The organism is Moorena sp. (genome assembly GCF_982860115.1).
In genome coordinates, this window is sequence record NZ_CEYLVT010000103.1 from 9,692 (window position 1) to 25,608 (window position 15,917).

The following is a 15,917-nucleotide window of genomic DNA, read 5'->3' on the forward strand; positions in this document are numbered from 1 at the left end:
GCAGCGCGGTCTTGGGGGTTCCCCCCATGAGCGACTGCATCAAGACGGGAGTAGGGAGTAGCGATGCAGCGCGGTCTTGGGGGTTCCCCCCATGAGCGACTGCATCAAGACGGGAGTAGGAATCAAAAATTATCATAATTCCTACACGGATCCCTATAGCAATTTTATAATCACAAATCTTCAATAGGGGTGAAGTAATTTTTTATCTGTTGGGAAGTCATTAATGTTGACCGTTAACGATCAACTGTCAGTGGTCAATAGTCAACGGTCAACGTAGCTAGCTTTATAAAAGAGAGACGGTTTTCAGGTGCGACCCGTGGCGAATTTAATTACGGGTCAAGCGCACCTCAGGTTTTTTCCTAATTGGAAAATAGCCAATTTAAATGCAAAGCAGCTTACAATGGTTGTAAAAACTAAACTCCAAACTCTTGTTTGAGTTGGGTTACCCAAGTTTTTATCCGTTTTTCAGTCAGTTCAGACTGGTTATCGTCATCCAGGGCAAGACCAATAAACTTACCATTTTTGAGAGCTTTTGATTCATTAAATTCGTAACCCTCATTCGGCCACTGTCCAACGGTGCTACCCCCCAATTCGGAAATTTTCGTTTCTAGAATACCAATGGCATCCATAAAGTTATCGGGATAGCCCTCCTGGTCTCCAGTTCCAAAGTAGGCAACTTTCTTACCACTAAAGTTGATATTATCTAGCTCTTCAAAGTAGCCATCCCAGTCAGCTTGTAATTCCCCAATATCCCAAGTAGGACAGCCGATGATGATATTGTCGTACTTTTCAAAATCGCTATTTTCAGCCTCTTCTATTTTATGTATAGTGACGACATCATCACCGCCAAGTCCTTCTTGAATTTCCTCAGCTGCCGCCTCTGTTTTACCGGTTTGAGAGCCGACGAAAAGACCAATTTTTGACATTTTTATTTACTCCTGATTGATGTTGATTAGATTCTTATCCCCACAGGGTACTGACTCAGTCAGTATGGTTTCCTCCAGCATTTGTATTTGTTGCCCACAGTGGCAGCAATAGTAGTAAATGCCAGTGGCAGGTGGAGACATCGATCTTGGTTATGGCATCCGTCTTTATCAACGCCCTCTAGGTCGTTTCAAATCTATCAATAATTTTTAGCAATAAACTGAGACCAAAAGGAGGGCTTATTGTCTGTTCCAATAGTTTCGATCAAGGTTGCACTTAACCTGGCTGTCACTATGGGACGGATGAACCGTTAGTTATATCTAAGCTAGGGAAAAGAGATAATGGGGTTAGGGTTGACATGGCTTCCTAGCCCCAGACAGCTCCTGTTTTAAGAAGCCTATAGAATGCTCCATTAATTACTTTAGCATTTGTTGAAACTTTTTAGCAACTAATTCAACCCATCATTCCCTGAATCATACTGAGGTTATTGACCAGCAGATAGGCAAAAATCGCTCCTCCAGCGCCACCAACTAGAAAAGCTCCAGCAAACTGACTCCAGCCGTCAGCAGTTTGGATAGTTTCTGGTACCTCGGGTACCCTGGTAACGAATGTGGGTCGAGGTACAGTTTTTAGCTCTTTTTTAAAGGTGACTGTACCGTAGATTGATAGGCCGATGGTGGCGATTACAATCAGAGCAATGGCTGCTGTAACACCAGCTAAGTTTGCCGTCTGTGAATCCCGCAACGGTCCTAATTTGGCAAATGGACCAAAGATAAAATACCCATGAGCCATGCCAATTTCTAGACCCCTGGACAGGGGAGAAAGACCGGGACGGTAAATAGGTAGGTTTTTGAGGAAGTTAAGGCTAATATCTGAGGAATTAATTGGGGTTGCCAAATCACCAACTTGGGGATTACTCCGAGGGATAATCAGCTCACCTTTTTTGAAGTCAAAACCAGCTTCTGCTCCTCGCGCCCGGATAGCATGCCAGATATGACCGAACAGAAATAACACCGCAAAGACAAAGTGGAATGCTGCTAACCAACCGCGAGCAGATACGATGCCATCACTGGATTCTAAAGTCCCTACTGGACCATAGAACACTTCTGGATAAACGGTGTTATTGACCATGACAAAGTAGGCGGCAAAAATTCCCATGTAGGCCAGCGCCCCTAAGCTATAGGAGAGATAAGCTTCCCCGGAATAAACCAAAACCTCACGTGCCCAGTTAAATGGCTTGGTTAAGATGTGCCAGAAACCACCAGCAATGCAGATCGAACCAATCCAGATGTGACCGCCAACCACATCTTCTAAATTCTTCACGGCTGCCATGCCTTCTGAACCGGATGCACCAACTAAGTAACCAAAAATTTTGACAGGGCTAAGGGTGGGATCGGTAATCACTCGTACATTGCCACCGCCACTCGCCCAGGGGTCAAATAGTCCACCCCAAAACAGGGCTTTAGCTACCAACAGCCAAGCACCAACCCCCAAAAGGATGAGGTGAATGCCGATAATGGTGGTCATCTTGTCGGAGTCTTCCCAGTCATAGCCAAAGAAACCAGCAAAAGTGCCATCTTTGGTTAACTTATCTGGGGTAAGCAGGGAATGGTAAAGTCCTCCAGCTCCGAGCACTGCTGAGGAAATCAAATGCAACACCCCAACCACAAAATAGGGATAGGTGTCGATAATTTGACCACCAGACCCAACACCCAAGCCTAAGGAAGCCAAGTGGGGCAACAAGATTAATCCCTGGTCATACATCGGCACGTCAGGGTTGTAGCGAGATATTTCAAACAGGGTCATTGCTCCTGCCCACAGGACTATCAAACCAGCATGGGCAATATGAGCGCCTAGCAACTTACCGGATAATTCAATAAAACGAGCATTACCAGCCCACCAGCCTACTTTTGAGATTTGGCCTTGGTTGGGACTATCAGCAATTACTGCTGTCATTGATGTACCTCTTTGAGAATTATTTGCATTTTGATTTGGTCAATAAAGTGCTATTATATACACACTTTATTAGAATTAATTGCATTAAGCTGAATTTAGGTAGTAGCTTCAGATGCGATCGCATTCTCAACTACCTGACCCCGGCGAAAATCAAAGCCAGCTGCTCGCAAAGCATGCCAAATATGACCTTGGAGGAAGAAAAACCCAAGGAAGAAGTGAGCATTAGCTAACCAACTCCGGCAAGAAAGGGAGCTAGAGTTAAGATCGGCAAAGTAGGGGAAAACACCCAGCTTAATTGATAAGGCAGGTCCATAGAAAACTTCTGGGTAGACTACGGTGTTAACAGCGCAGAAGTACGCGGCGATAAAGCCCATCAGCGCCAAAGCGCCCAAGCTGTAGGAAAGATAGGCTTCTCCAGACCAAATAAAAAGACCGCGCGTCCACTCAGATGGCTGAGTTTTGATGTGCCAAAAGCCACCGCCAATACAGAGCAGACCAACCCAAATATGACCACCAACTACATCCTCTAGGTTACTGACTCCAGCAATCCAGTTCTTGCCCACAGTACCAAACAGATAGCCGAAAATCACTGCTGGATTGAGAGTAGGGTTGTTAATGACTCGCACATTCTCCACTGCTGGATCGTACAACCCCCCAAAAGCCATAGCTTTAGCCACCAGTAGGAAAGCTCCAAATCCCAGTAGAATCAGGTGAATGCCAATAATGGTGGTCATTTTGTCACCATCTGCCCAGCTATACCCAAAGAAGCCAGACCTGGCTTCTAAAGTTTCCGGACCACGGAGGGCGTGGAAGATACCACCAAAGCCGAGAAATGCTGAAGAGATCAGGTGCAAAACACCAATCACAAAGTAGGGGTAAGTATCGACTATAGCTCCCCCAGCACCAACGCCCCAGCCTTGAGCTGCTAAGTGGGGCAGCAGGATTAACCCTTGTTCGTACATGGGTTTGGCAGGATTGAAGCAGGATAGTTCAAACAGGGTTATTGCTCCGGCCCAGAATACGATTAGACCAGCATGGGCAACATGAGCCCCCAATAATTTCCCGGATAACTCAGTCAGGCGAGCGTTTCCTGCCCACCAACCATACTCTCCCTCTACTAATCGGGAACTCTCAGCAGTGTTTGCCACTATACTACACCTCCTAGGCTATTTATTGAAAAAAATATTCAATAGCTACTTGAAATAGCCTACACTACTGCTTAAGGAAAATGAAACCTATTTTTATTAAGAATCATGACAATTCGCAGATTTGGTAAGGCATCAGAGCAATCGTTAGTGACTCAGAACCCTGTCATCACTAGGTTCAAGCCATCTGTTCATCTGTTTAAACGCCATGACTTGATTGCTCTAGAACCCGATCAACTATGGGTAGTTCAACAGGGTGTGGTGAAAACCTTGACCTGGAATGACGAAGGAACGGTAATCACATTAGGATATTGGGGAGCTGGGGATGTAGTGGGGAAATCTTTGTCTAACTTGCAAACTTACGAGATCGAGTGTTTGACTAGGGTTAAAGCCCAATGTCTGTCTTTGTCTCAGTCTTACCGCTTATCGGAGGCTATTGTTTGCCATTTGCGACAGACAGAAGAGCTGTTGTGTATCATTAGAACCCCAAGAGTCTCTGAGCGTTTGCAACAGTTTTTGAGTTGGTTAGCCCGGAAATTTGGTCGTCCCGTCTGTAGTGGGCAACTTATTGATATACCAGTGACCCATCAAGAACTAGCTGAGATGATTGGTACCACACGAGTAACCATCACCAGGATAATCAAGCAGTTTGAGGAAGAAGGGATAATCAGTCGTCCTCGTCGATACTGTATTGTATTGCACGATTGTTCAGAATAATATCTGAATCATAAATGAAAATGGTATCAATGGCGCTAAACTAAGCATACTACCTGAAAAGGATACCGCTAGCGCCATCGACGTGATTCATTTACGGGCTGATGGTCGAGAGGAAATTATGCGATTGACCTTAGGTCACGCTACGCGATCGCAATGTAGCCTGATAATTGCTTAATCCGCTCCATCCAAGACATCACATTGGGGTAAGCATCTAGCGAAATCTTGGCATCTGGTGAGAGACTAACATAGGGAAAGCAAGCAATATCTGCAATTGTGGGGTGACCTAGTTCCAGCCATTCCCGATCACTGAGGTGGTTGTCGAGGAGTGTCAGGATAGTTTCGGACTTTTGTGTTGCTACCTCGATGTTAACGGTTTTTACATTAAACTTGTAATAAAGTCTGGCAAACTCTGGACCCTGACGAATCTCTCCTGCAGTTGTAGATAACCAGCGCATCACTCGACTCATGGCTTCAGGCTCCAAAGGCAGCCAGTCTTCGCTACCATAGCGCCGTGCTAGATATACTAAAATACCTTGGGCATCCTGAAAGATTAAATCTCCATCGGTGAGAACTGGCACTTGTCCAAAGGAATTCAATTCCAGAAACTCGGGAGATTTGTGTTCACCATTGTCCAGGTCAACCCAGACAGTCTCGTGTTCTAACCCAAGTAGTGACAGCATTAGCCGCACTTTGTAGCAATTGCCAGATAGCTGGTAATCATAAAGTTTGATCATAATTGTCTTCTCCTGATTTTTCCCGGATTTTTCCCGGATTTTTGGAAGTATAGCACTACCCATTAAGGTGTTTGACATTGATAAAAGCGTACGTCAGCTAATGCACGTCAACTTTTGCCTTTTGCCTCTTGCCTCTTGCCTCTTGCCCTTGGGCGTAGCGCTATAACTTCCAGAGATATTTATCGATCGATAGTCAAGGCTTAGTTTGCAGTGTTTCGCAATGTCTCTGAAGGTAACTCCCCAAACATAGCTTTGTAATCTGTAGCAAAATGACTTGGAGTGTAGAACCCAAATTCACTAGCAAGGAAGGCTATGGAACAACGTTCTGGTTCGCTTGCCTTCAGGTGTTGTCGCACTGCATTAAGTCGTCGTACCTTGAGATAGCGCATGGGACTCAAGCCAAATAAGTCCTGAAAACCATAGGATAAGGCAGAACTGCTAGACCCTAAATTTTGAGCGAGCTGTTTTAAGGTCAGAGGTTTTTCCAAGTGTGCTAATATTTCTTTTTCAGCTTGGGCAATCAACTTTGCTCTTCGGGAAGGTTTGATAAAACACTTGGAATTTAACTTAATGGGAATCTGACTAATCAACAAAGGAAGGAAATCATCAGCAACGAGTTGCTCAATATGAGGGTTTTGTAACCAAGTAGGTTTGTGTAATGCTAACCAAACAAGTTGTTTCAGGTAATCTTTAATTTCGTTCATCCCCGTTGGTAGCAAATTCACATGATTTTTACTCCGGAAATTATCGTCTAGATCGTGGCGTTGTAGTTGGTCTGCATAAGCATCAAACGTTTGAACAGGTATAAAAATTTGTATCAACGTTAAACCTTGAGGAAAGATTGCATCTGCTCCCCTGTTATTGAAACCAAAAATAGTCCTTTGAGGCTCCACAGGGTGACGTAAGGAGTAATATTCTTTTTCATTTTCAGAGTAAATGATCCCAAAACATATGTATTCATTTTGTCCCTCACCCGAGAATTGAATCCCTTGGTTGACCTGATTATATACAAAAAATAAGTTACCAACCTGAATCGACAAAAACTTAGCTTGAAGAGGACCGGGAGTGAGTTGTATTATTTCCCTATTTTTATACTTAAAAAACTCTTTGACACTATCCACATCTGTAATGGATTTGGAGACAATTTTCTGATTGCCTGTCCCAGGATCATCCTCAGCTTGGGTAGTTTTACTATTGTTGGCATCAATCAACAAAGTCATTTTGGCACCCCCCTAGAAAAAAATCCTCCCACCAAATATAAGTAAAACTAATACAATTTGAAACTTAGTTATTTAAATCTTATATCTGAGAAAGTTGGAATTTTTGATCATTCACCGAGATAGCTTACCACTAAAGTGGAATTGCGGTGGGAGCCGTGGCCAATTGAATTACGGGTCAAGGGCACCGTGAAGTCTTTGACTGACCCCATAGCACAACAGAGTGGGCTTGACCGACCCTGCTTCGACTGAGACACTCTTGCGTGTCCAACTCAGCCTACGCTGATGGGGTTTCAAGGAGGTGATCTCGACCTGTGCAAATTAGCTGTACCAGTCCAGTAGGGTAGGCATGGACCCAGGCATCTTAGCCGAACAAGTCTTCCGAATTGGACTTTTATTTGGCCTAAACTAACTAATGGGTTTTAGCGATCGCAAAAATAGATCCCTCGCCCATAGCGGTTTTACCATCGAACACGAAAATCAAAAATCAGGAGTTTTTGGCTTCATGCAACAAGCAATAAAAAAGGGAATCGCGATCGCGACCTCCCTGCTACTATTCCTTTCGGGAATGCTGTGCTGGCTCCCGAGTGCTCTGGCCGCCACCCCGGTGCTTAAGCTTAAGCGTAAGCCTAACATCATTGTGATTTTGGCAGATGACCTGGGTTATGCCGATCTAGGCTATCAAAAAAGCGAGATCGTGACACCGAATATCGACGAGCTTGCTAAGACAGGCGTGCAGTTGGAATCATACTACGGTTTGCCCCTATGCACTCAGGCACGAGCAGCACTGTTGACAGGGCGTTACCCCATGCGCTACGGCTTGCAGACTAATGTTATCTTCCCCGGACACAACTACGGATTGCCCATAGATGAGGTGACTTTGGCTGAAGCTCTTAAAGGAGCTGGTTACGAAACGGCAATGGTCGGCAAATGGCATCTCGGCCATGCTGATCGGGCTTATTGGCCTAATAATCGTGGCTTTGACCACTTCTATGGCAACGTCGTAGGTGAGGTAGATTATTTTACCAAGGAGCGTGCAGGTGTGATCGACTGGCAGCGCAACGGTGAAAAGCTAAAAATTAAACCACCCGAAGATGGCTACTACACCGAGTTGATTGGGGAGGAAGCTGTCAAGCTAATCAAGCAACACGACCAGTCGAAACCGTTTTTTCTCTATTTCTCTTCCCTGGCCCCCCACACTCCATTGCAAGCCCTCGAGGAAGATGAACAATTTTATGAGACAATTTTTCAGGGTCGTGAGAATAAGGATAAACGCTCCTACGCAGCGATGATAACCAGTCTCGACAGGGAGGTCGGTGATATGCTTAAGGCTCTCGAAGAGGAAGGTATGCGAGAGAACACGCTGATCTACTTCTCTACCGACAACGGTGGCATTCAGCAAACAAAAGTATCCGCACCAGGTGGCGGGGCACATCCAGACGAACCGCCAGCTTCTAACGCGCCTTTCCGTGGTGGTAAGATGACCCTTTACGAGGGCGGAGTCCGTGTACCTGCTATAGTGAACTGGCCAGCAGCCCAATTCCAGAAAAAAAAGGTGTATGAACCTCTACATCATGTAGATATCATGCCTACCCTACTGGCTCTTGCCGGTGTTGAGGGCTATGAAGATCATCCTTTTGACGGGAAAGATGCATGGGCGACCATTGCGGAAGGGGCTCCCTCACCCCATGAGGACATTTTGATCAATGTCGAGGCCTATCGCGGGGCTATTCGCAAAGGCAATTGGAAGCTGATCAAGTACGCAACTCTTCCTGGTAAGACTGAGCTATTCGACCTCTCTGAGGACAAGAAGGAGCGGAACAATGTTGCTTGGCTGCATCCAGATATCGTGGAATATCTCGAAGCGCGGCTTGTTGCCTACGCAAAAGAGCAGAAATTCAGCGAGTGGCTCAAAATCCAGCCTTATTTCTGGGATTTTGAGGCTCAGGGGCAAACCAATTTCGATGACGATTATTGGGTGCCAGAGGGTGAGGATGACATCCCACTAGACCAAATACCACTATTGCCGGATAACTACTAGATATTGCTAGTTCGGCGTAACACTTGACCGAAAAATCGGGGAGCGTTAGGGGTGGACGCAAGCCCCTGTGATTTATCCATGGGGTAAGTTCACCCCTCGCTTCAGCACAGAGTGGGAGCCGTCGTACAATTTCTGCGTCGATTTTGAGAAAGGCTCCGAACAATAAACCTTACAACCTAGAACTAACAAGAATATGTCAAATATGGCTTAAACTTCTTTGAATACTGCTAGAAAGCAGAATGAATACATAGAACTCGCTCAATTTTATGATTTATTGATGCAAGCAGAAACGGACTTCATAAGGCACTTCTCAAGCTTGTTACTAAACGCCCAAGCAGATTAGCCCGCTGGGTATGCGCGTGAACTAAACTAGAATCTTGGTCTTGACGGGATTCAGGTTTAGATACTGCTTAGTTCTTGGCGGTGTCAAAGATTAAGACACAAAGGTTTAAGGCCGATCGTAGATCTGGGAATCCCCGTTCTTTTAAGACGGGGAGTGTCAATAGTCAAAGACTGTAGAGTCCCGATCGCTAGCTCGGAACTCTACAGACCATCCCAAGGCTATCCAGATTATGTTTTGGGACGCAGCCTGAGATTTTGTTAACCCCTTTTACGAGGTTTTATTTATGTTTTTCAACGGTCTTTTGCACCGGATTTTGAGAGGTGTCGTGGTGTTTGCGATGACCACCTCTCTCCTATGGGGGACTATCGCTCCCCCTGTCTTGGCACAAACTGCTGATGGTACCACCCTCCCCTTCCCTCCCGTACCTTCCGCGAGTGAGGCCAATGAAACCCTAGGAGACTCCACTATGATCCGACGGGAAGAACCAAACTATCTCCCCGACGATGCTCCAAATATCCTGATTATCCTTCTCGATGATGTGGGCTTCGGGGAAGCTAAAGTCTTTGGGGGGGAAATTCACGCCCCCACCATTGAACGGCTCTGGGATGACGGAATTGCCTACAATAGCTTTCACACCACTTCTATCTGCTCGCCGACTCGTGCCGCCTTGTTGACTGGACGCAACCAGCACAATGTACACTCCGGCACTATTACCGAACGGGCACTAGATTGGGATGGTTATCTGGGCATCATTCCCAAAACAACAGCAACACTGCCAGAAGTATTGCGGGAATATGGTTACAAAACCGCAGCCTTTGGGAAATGGCACAACACCCCCGCCAATGAAACCACCAAAATTGGACCCTTCGATCGCTGGCCTACTGGTCATGGCTTTGACTATTTCTATGGCTTTCTGGCCGGAGAAACCTCCCAATACGAGCCACGCTTGTTTGAAAATACCAATGCGATCGAACCTCCCCACGAGCTTCCTGATGGAAGTCCTTACCATTTAAGTGAAGATCTGGCAAATCAAGCGGTTACATGGCTGCGCAACCGCCGATCCTATAGCCCCGACAAGCCCTTCTTTATGTACTGGGCTCCCGGTGCCGCCCACGGTCCCCATCACATCTTCGGCGAGTTGGCCGATAAATATAAGGGTAAGTTTGACGATGGCTGGGATGCCTTGCGCGCCCGCACCTTTGAGCGCCAGAAAGGTTTCAAGTGGCTTCCCCTAGCAGCCGATGCCGTCGATACCCCTCGACCCGAGGGGATGGAGGCTTGGACTGAAATTCCCGACGACGAACGGGATTTCCAAATCCGTTTAATGGAGCTTTACGCTGCCTTTGTCGAGGATGCAGATATCCAAGCGGGCAAGATTATTGACGAACTAGATGACGAAGGCATTCGAGACAACACCCTAATCTTTTACATTTGGGGCGACAACGGTGCTAGTGCTGGAGGCATAGATGGCACCATCAGCGAACTGCTGGGCCAGAACCAGATTCCCAATACCGTAGAAGAACAAATCGAAGCCCTCGAAACGCAATTTGGCACCGAAGAAGATACCTCGGGTCTGTCTGCTTTGGGAACTTCAAAAACGGACAATATGCACAATGCCGCTTGGGCTTGGGCTGGCAATGCACCGTTCCGCTATACTAAGCTGGTTGCTTCTCACTTTGGCGGTACTCGCAATCCCTTGGTGATATCTTGGCCTGCTAAGATTAGCGACGGCCCCTTGGACCGTTTAAAGTCCCATAAAGTCCGTAAAGTCCGTTCCCAGTTCCATCACGTCAACGACATCGCCCCCACCATTTACGATATCTTGGACATTACTCCACCGGAGGAGTTCTATGGCTTTATCCAAGATCCGATTGATGGTGTCAGTATGGAATACACCTTCGACGATCCGGATGCTCCCGACCAAAAAACGATCCAGTATTTTGAGAACTATGGAAGTCGCGGCATTTATTTCGATGGCTGGTTTGCCTCCGCGTTTGGTCCTCTGACTCCTTGGGAAACTGGCTCTGGCGAAGATTTAGACAAATGGGATTCTCGTGAAGATGTGTGGGAATTATACGACCTGACAACGGACTTCACACAACAGAACGACCTTGCAGAAGAAAAGCCAGAGATTCTGGAGATAATGAAGCAATTGTTCTTGCAAGAAGCAGAAGCAAATAAGGTCTTTCCCATTGGCGGCAGTCTCTGGACTCGCATTAAACCCGAAGATCGGATCGCGTCCCCTTATACGAGTTGGACTTTTGATAGTAGCACAACTCGGATGCCTGAGTTTACCGCACCCGGACTTGGTCGCGAAAGCAATACGGTGACGATCGATGTAGATCTCAATGGCAATGATTCTGGGGTTATCTATGCCCTCGGCGGTTCCGGTGGCGGCTTGACCTTTTTCATGGAGGACGGAAAGCTGAAGTACGAATACAACATGATGTTGTTGGATCGCTACAAGGCTGAATCCGCAGTGCTCCCTTCCGGTAACCACACCATTGAAGTGAAAACTACCTTCACTAGCCTGGAACCCCTTGCTCCAGCGAATGTGGTGATTAAGGTTGATGGAACTGAAGTTGCTAGTACCACGGTTGAGCGCACGGTGCCTGGAGCTTTTACCGCTAGCGAGACCTTTGATGTGGGAACGGATTTGGGTTCTCCTGTTTCGTTGGATTATGCCGATAACGCGCCCTTCCCCTTCACTGGTACGATTAAAACGGTGAAAGTGGAACTTGATGCAGGGAAACTTCACTTTTTACCTGTATTACGAGGTTTCTTGGACTAGAATTTCCTAGAAGAATGTTGATAGTCGATGAACTGTAGCATATTCCTGCTGGAATAGTGTGCCAGTAATTTAATTCTTCTCAATGATCGTGGCTTACCTTAGCCACGATTCCCTTCCTCTCATATCAAATACAGGAACTTACGCCAAGGGACTATATATGGAGTCTTGGTGCGTTACGCTAGCGCTAACACACCCTACAAATAGCGTTCATGCGTAAGTCCTAAAATAAATGAAGTTTCTCTAAAGCTATTCTCCACCACGATTAAATAATTCTGCAACTCAAATGATGAATAATTTTCAAAATTATATTCAAAAACTCCTAATTCTTCTCAGTGTTTTTATTCTAACTGTTACTATTTTTAGTCCGAGTGCGTTTGCCGTTCCCTCTTCAACTTGTCCTGAAAATATGGTTTTCATTCCCGGAGGAGAGTTCAAAATGGGGTCGGATCAACCAGAATTTATCGAAGAATTACCTGTTGAAGATGTTACCGTCAGTTCATTTTGCATTGACTCCCACGAAATTACCAACGCCCAATTTACCAAGTTTGTGGAAGAGACAGGTTACGTTACCGTAGCCGAACGTCCCCTATCAAAAGAACAATTTCCTGATTTACCTGATGAACAGCGATCGCCCGGTTCTCTTGTTTTTGAACCTCCCACAGAAGGCATTCAACAAGTCGCTTATCTGAGTTGGTGGCATTGGGTTGTGGGCGCAAACTGGCGACATCCCTATGGCCCCGATAGCAATATTAGGGGGAAAGAAAACCATCCTGTTGTTCATATTGCCTACGAAGACGCCTTAGCCTACGCCAAGTGGGCAGGAAAACAAGTTCCCACGGAAGCCCAATGGGAATACGCTGCCAGAGGCGGTTTAAAAGCAACTACCTACACCTGGGGTCAACAATATTCCGCCAAAAAAGCCAACACCTGGCAAGGATTTTTTCCCTTTCTAAATACCAAAGCGGACGGCTACTTGGGAACTGCCCCCGTTGGTTCGTTCAAAGCGAATGGTTATGGTTTGTATGATATGACGGGTAATGTTTGGGAATGGACAGCGGACTGGTATCGGGTTGCACGCAAAAACATGGCTCATAGCGTTAATCCAAAAGGTCCCAGACAAGCCGAAAGTTTTGACCCCAAAAAACCTGTCGAGGGTGCCTTACACGTCATTAAAGGTGGTTCTCACCTCTGTGCGCCCAACTATTGCAGTCGATACCGTCCGGCTGCACGGGAGTCCCAGTCACCGGATACTGGAACCACTCACATTGGTTTTCGCCTCATCAAAAATTTGGGATAAGGCAATAATCCCTTACTGTTAGAGGGGCTTGCCTTTTCAAAGAAACAATATGGAGACCTTATAACATACGTGAAGAAGACTTCAGCTTTTCCTACTGACTATTTTGAATAACGCTTTTTTAAACTTTCAGATGCTAGAAATAATCGACATGAATCGAGATGTTAAAGACATGTTGATTTATCCTGTAGTTTAGAGTAATCAAGGGGTGAAAAGGGAGCTGTAAACTAGAGAGAATAATGGTTTAAGGCAACCCTAAGCCCAAAAAATCGGGAGGTCTCTGTAGCCTCCCCCAAAGCAAATATGTTTCCTGGCCTTTTGGCCTTTAGGCCACGCTACGCGAACGGCCACCCTACGCTAACAATTCTACCAGACGGTGTTGGAGACCCATCTGACTTCTGGCCAATATCTAACACTACAATTGTTAATTTTACTTGTACAAAGTCATCTAAAAGTGCGCTAATGCACGTCAACTTTTTCCTCTTGCCTCTTGCCTAAAGACCTTGCGCGTAGCGCTATAATTGTGTCCGACTAATTAACCGACTTATTACCCTGCGTAGCTAGGCTTTGCTGGTGTAGCCAAACCCTTGAGGGTTTGGGGATAGTTTTTAAGCACCGGGATGCTCCCCTTATGCACCGCATTTAAAGCCTTAACTCCTTCTTCTTGAGCAACCACACAACTAATTTTAGTGTCCGAACTTGTAATCATCTGAATAGTTATTTGCTGTTGTGCTAATGCCTCAAAAAACTGAGCCACAACCTCTGGTTGTGCAACCATACCACCCCCAACTAGACTAACTTTAGCGATTTCTGTATCCACTAGAATCTCCCCACAACCAATACTTAGTGCTAACGCTTTTAAAGCCATGAATGCTGCTTCAGCATCAGCTTGAGCCACCGTAAACGCAATATCACAGCTGGGGATATCATTAAACCTATGACAGCGTTGAGACTGAATAATCATATCAACACTAATATTTTCTTGTGCCAGTCGTCCAAAGACTTTTGCTGCCATTCCCGGTTGATCTCGGATATGGCGAATTGTGATACAAGCTTGGTTGAGATCAACCACAGCACCGCATACTGGGGATGGGGTTGAACCGGGAGAAAACTCCTGAATTGAATCAGGTCCGAGCACTACAGAACGATCAATCTCAAAAGCCTGACACAAAGCAGCAACAGCGCGATCGCATATCTCAGCATTAATCACACAGGTGATCTTCAACTCAGAGGTAGAAATCATCTCAATATTAACTCCCGCCTCTGCTAGAGTAGAAAACATTTTAGCTGCAACCCCAGGACGTCCAATCATACCAGTCCCAGTAATTGCCACTGTTGCCATGTTCTGCTCTACCATCACCTCTAGCTCTGCAGAAGTAATCAACTCTTTGAGTTTAGTTTCACTCCCTGGAGCTCCTAAAGTCTCAGCTTGATTGACCATAGGCCACGCTACGCGATCGAAACCTCTGTTCAGTACTGTCAACGCAATATCTTTACCATTGTCCTCCTGAATTGACTGAATAATCAGATTAACATCCAGATTGTCACGAGCAATCTCACCAAATAACCCTGCCGCTACCCCTAAACGATCCCGCCCTTGCCATCGGGCTACTTTTACCTGATTTGTCTCCAATTCCACCCCATATACTGCCTTGTTAATCTCCAACCCTTTCAGAGAACGAGGTTTAGGTATCGGAGAAATTATCTTAGTTCCTGGTGCATTGTTCCAGCTTGAACGTACAACCAAAGGTACGCCATAATTACGAGCAATCTCTACCGCCCTAGGATGTAGCACCTTTGCCCCTAAACTCGCTAACTCTAGCATTTCATCACAAGTAATTTCTGGGATTAATTGTGCCTCTGGTACAATCCGAGGATCAGTTGTAAAAATGCCTGGAACATCAGTATAAATTTCGCACAAATTTGCTTTTAAAGCAGCCCCTAACGCCACAGCTGATATATCTGAACCCCCACGTCCTAGAGTAGTAATTTCAAAGTTATCACCACTGCTCATACCCTGAAATCCAGCTACAACTACCACTGTTCCTTGATTAAGATAGTGCTGAATTCGCTTTGGCTGAATTTCCCAAATTCTGGCACGACCGTGTTCAGCATCAGTAATAATTCCTACTTGTGCCCCAGTTAAAGAAATAGCCGGTTGTCCCAATTCCTGCAATGCCATACTCAGCAAAGCAATTGATACTTGTTCTCCAGTAGACAGAAGCATATCCATCTCCCGAGCACTGGGATTAGTCGAGACTGCCTTCGATAAACCGAGCAAATCATCAGTGGTTTTACCCATCGCCGAAACCACTACCACCACATTATTATTATTTTGGACTGTTTGCTTCACCCGCTGGGCAACTGCTTTAATTCTTTCAACTGAACCAACCGACGTCCCACCATACTTTTGGATAATTAGCATTATCTAGCCTCAGATAAAGTATTAATTATAAATTGATTTAAATTTACAATTATTCTGTGATTTTTTATAGATTTAGTAATGGATAATCGCAGGATTTAATCTGAAAATAGGATGACTATAAACAAGTAACAGTAAACTTCGGACAAGGGAACAGTATCAAAGAGCGATTGAGCCCTATAAGACTACGCAATTTCGATTACCCTTTCCCTGATCCGAAGTTCCTTGTTATAGCACTACGCATTAAAGTTAGGACATTGATACAAGCTGAAAAACTTTTGCCTATTGCCTATTGCCTATTGCCTATTGCCTATTGCCTATTGCCTATTGCCT

Annotated in this window: 11 protein-coding genes; 4 read left to right on the forward strand and 7 right to left on the reverse strand. The window is 45.6% G+C overall.

Features of this window, described 5'->3' with window-relative positions:
• Positions 1-413: 413 nt before the first annotated feature.
• The 4 genes from fldA to AC4II3_RS18055 form a co-directional block, all read right to left on the reverse strand.
• Positions 414-926, reverse strand: a complete 513-nt coding sequence (gene fldA, locus AC4II3_RS18040; protein ID WP_488010315.1) for a flavodoxin FldA — start codon at positions 924-926, stop codon at positions 414-416.
• A gap of 6 nt (positions 927-932) precedes the next feature.
• On the reverse strand, positions 933-1,067 hold the full coding sequence (locus tag AC4II3_RS18045; RefSeq protein ID WP_488029397.1) for a hypothetical protein: 135 nt from the start codon (positions 1,065-1,067) through the stop codon (positions 933-935).
• Between the two features lie 310 nt (positions 1,068-1,377).
• A complete protein-coding gene (locus AC4II3_RS18050) occupies positions 1,378-2,880 on the reverse strand; it encodes a chlorophyll a/b binding light-harvesting protein (RefSeq protein ID WP_488010314.1) in 1,503 nt (500 codons plus the stop codon).
• A 95-nt stretch (positions 2,881-2,975) separates the two neighbouring features.
• Complete coding sequence (locus AC4II3_RS18055; protein ID WP_488010313.1) at positions 2,976-4,028, reverse strand: chlorophyll a/b binding light-harvesting protein; 1,053 nt, start codon at positions 4,026-4,028, stop codon at positions 2,976-2,978.
• A 105-nt stretch (positions 4,029-4,133) separates the two neighbouring features.
• On the opposite strand from AC4II3_RS18055, the gene AC4II3_RS18060 reads away from it, so the two are divergent.
• Positions 4,134-4,742, forward strand: coding sequence for a Crp/Fnr family transcriptional regulator (locus tag AC4II3_RS18060; RefSeq protein WP_488010312.1), 609 nt, complete (start codon positions 4,134-4,136; stop codon positions 4,740-4,742).
• Between the two features lie 140 nt (positions 4,743-4,882).
• Here AC4II3_RS18060 and AC4II3_RS18065 read toward each other — a convergent pair whose 3' ends face one another.
• On the reverse strand, positions 4,883-5,476 hold the full coding sequence (locus tag AC4II3_RS18065) for a glutathione S-transferase family protein (protein ID WP_488010318.1): 594 nt from the start codon (positions 5,474-5,476) through the stop codon (positions 4,883-4,885).
• 200 nt (positions 5,477-5,676) lie between these two features.
• Positions 5,677-6,696, reverse strand: coding sequence for a helix-turn-helix domain-containing protein (locus AC4II3_RS18070; RefSeq protein ID WP_490722855.1), 1,020 nt, complete (start codon positions 6,694-6,696; stop codon positions 5,677-5,679).
• Positions 6,697-7,108: 412 nt separating this feature from the next.
• On the opposite strand from AC4II3_RS18070, the gene AC4II3_RS18075 reads away from it, so the two are divergent.
• The 3 genes from AC4II3_RS18075 to AC4II3_RS18085 all read left to right on the forward strand — a co-directional run bounded on the left by AC4II3_RS18075 (position 7,109) and on the right by AC4II3_RS18085 (position 13,165).
• The gene (locus tag AC4II3_RS18075) at positions 7,109-8,734 is read left to right on the forward strand and encodes an arylsulfatase B (protein ID WP_488010310.1); all 1,626 of its coding nucleotides are present in this window, start codon (positions 7,109-7,111) and stop codon (positions 8,732-8,734) included.
• Positions 8,735-9,414: 680 nt separating this feature from the next.
• On the forward strand, positions 9,415-11,868 hold the full coding sequence (locus AC4II3_RS18080; RefSeq protein WP_488010309.1) for an arylsulfatase: 2,454 nt from the start codon (positions 9,415-9,417) through the stop codon (positions 11,866-11,868).
• A gap of 283 nt (positions 11,869-12,151) precedes the next feature.
• Positions 12,152-13,165: a formylglycine-generating enzyme family protein gene (locus tag AC4II3_RS18085; protein ID WP_488010308.1), complete on the forward strand. Its 1,014-nt coding sequence runs from the start codon at positions 12,152-12,154 to the stop codon at positions 13,163-13,165.
• A gap of 544 nt (positions 13,166-13,709) precedes the next feature.
• On the opposite strand, the gene AC4II3_RS18090 is transcribed toward AC4II3_RS18085, so the two are convergent.
• Entirely contained in the window at positions 13,710-15,590 is a 1,881-nt protein-coding gene (locus AC4II3_RS18090) for an aspartate kinase (protein WP_488010317.1), read from the reverse strand.
• Positions 15,591-15,917 lie beyond the last annotated feature (327 nt).

What these genes read in the sequence shown, in the direction of transcription:
- fldA (WP_488010315.1), bottom strand. Translation starts at nt 926, where the DNA reads ATGTCAAAAATTGGTCTTTTCGTCGGCTCTCAAACCGGTAAAACAGAG.
- AC4II3_RS18080 (WP_488010309.1), top strand. Translation starts at nt 9,415, where the DNA reads ATGACCACCTCTCTCCTATGGGGGACTATCGCTCCCCCTGTCTTGGCA.
- AC4II3_RS18045 (WP_488029397.1), bottom strand. Translation starts at nt 1,067, where the DNA reads ATGTCTCCACCTGCCACTGGCATTTACTACTATTGCTGCCACTGTGGG.
- AC4II3_RS18075 (WP_488010310.1), top strand. Translation starts at nt 7,109, where the DNA reads ATGGGTTTTAGCGATCGCAAAAATAGATCCCTCGCCCATAGCGGTTTT.
- AC4II3_RS18060 (WP_488010312.1), top strand. Translation starts at nt 4,134, where the DNA reads ATGACAATTCGCAGATTTGGTAAGGCATCAGAGCAATCGTTAGTGACT.
- AC4II3_RS18070 (WP_490722855.1), bottom strand. Translation starts at nt 6,696, where the DNA reads ATGACTTTGTTGATTGATGCCAACAATAGTAAAACTACCCAAGCTGAG.
- AC4II3_RS18050 (WP_488010314.1), bottom strand. Translation starts at nt 2,880, where the DNA reads ATGACAGCAGTAATTGCTGATAGTCCCAACCAAGGCCAAATCTCAAAA.
- AC4II3_RS18065 (WP_488010318.1), bottom strand. Translation starts at nt 5,476, where the DNA reads ATGATCAAACTTTATGATTACCAGCTATCTGGCAATTGCTACAAAGTG.
- AC4II3_RS18085 (WP_488010308.1), top strand. Translation starts at nt 12,152, where the DNA reads ATGATGAATAATTTTCAAAATTATATTCAAAAACTCCTAATTCTTCTC.